We start from the raw sequence: 1,238 nt of genomic DNA on the forward strand, positions 1-1,238 counted from the left end.
CTTCCTGCTGATGGTCGCGCTGCCTGCGGCATTGGCTGTCGGCGGCGGCTATGTCTGGGTCACCGGCGGCCGCTATCAGGAGACCGAGAACGCCAATCTGCAGCAGGCCAAGGTGTCGATCGCTTCCGACACGGCCGGCCGCATCGTTAAGGTCGACATCTTCGATAACCAGCTGGTCAAGCAGGGTGACGAGCTGTTTGCCATCGACCCCGAGCCCTACCGGATCGCGCTGGCGCAGGCCGACGCCGCGGTTGCGGGCGCGCGTCTCAATGTCGAGCAGTTGCGCGCGGCCTATGGCCAGTCGATGGCTCAGCAGAAGTCCGATGCCAGCCAGGTCGCCTTCGCCCAGTCGCAGTTCGACCGCGCCGCCGATCTCGCCCAGAAGGGCATCAACGCCAAATCGTCGCTCGACGAAGCCAAGAACGATCTCGACAAGGCCAAGCAGCAGCTGGCGGTTGCCGAGCAAGGCATCATCAGCGCCAAGGCAGGCCTTGGCGGCAATCCCGACATCGAGACCGACAAGCACCCGACCGTGATGGCCGCGCTCGCCGCGCGCGACAAGGCGGCCTACGACCTGGCCCAGACAACGGTCAAGGCGCCGGCGGACGGCATCGTCAGCCAGGCCTCGTCGTTCAAGGTCGGTCAGTATGTCGGTTCCGGCACGCCGCTGTTTTCGCTGGTCGAGACCGGTGACACCTGGATCGATGCCAATTTCAAGGAAACGCAGCTCACCCACATGAAGCCCGGCCAGAAGGCCGAGATCGTGGTCGACACCTATCCAGGGCGCACCTTCGAGGCGACGGTCAAGGCGATCGGCGCCGGCACGGGAGCCGAGTTCTCGCTGCTGCCGGCCCAAAATGCCACCGGCAACTGGGTCAAGGTCACACAGCGTATCCCGGTTCGTCTCGAACTGATCGATGCGGACGCCAAGATGGCGTTGCGCACCGGCATGAGCGCCACCGTTACCGTCGACACCGGCGTGGCGCGTGGCCTGCCCTCGATCTTTGGTCACGCCACGGCTGGCGAGGCCGCGCAGTAACGTCAACAGATTGCCGCAGGACCAGCGGCGGAGGTGAATAGCAGGATTGGTCTGATGGGAGGAGCTGGAAGGATCAGCGTTTTGGCGCTGCCGCGTCGCGGCCTGGCCGAAATCTGAAATCTCCGACGCGGACCCGTCGGTCCTCATGTTTCCGGGCGGCAGGCATCCGCTCATCAGAGACTTTCAGTCGATGTAACCC

At 64.7% G+C, this 1,238-nt stretch carries 1 protein-coding gene; it reads left to right on the forward strand.

The genetic code is table 11. The features are described 5' to 3' along the window. Positions 1-1,039, forward strand: a 1,039-nt coding sequence (locus EN893_RS34580) for an HlyD family secretion protein (RefSeq protein WP_348632537.1), incomplete at its 5' end; no start/stop codon positions are given. Between the last annotated feature and the right edge of the window lie 199 nt (positions 1,040-1,238).

This window comes from Mesorhizobium sp. M7A.F.Ca.CA.004.04.2.1, assembly GCF_004022825.1.
Classification (GTDB): Bacteria; Pseudomonadota; Alphaproteobacteria; order Rhizobiales; family Rhizobiaceae; genus Mesorhizobium.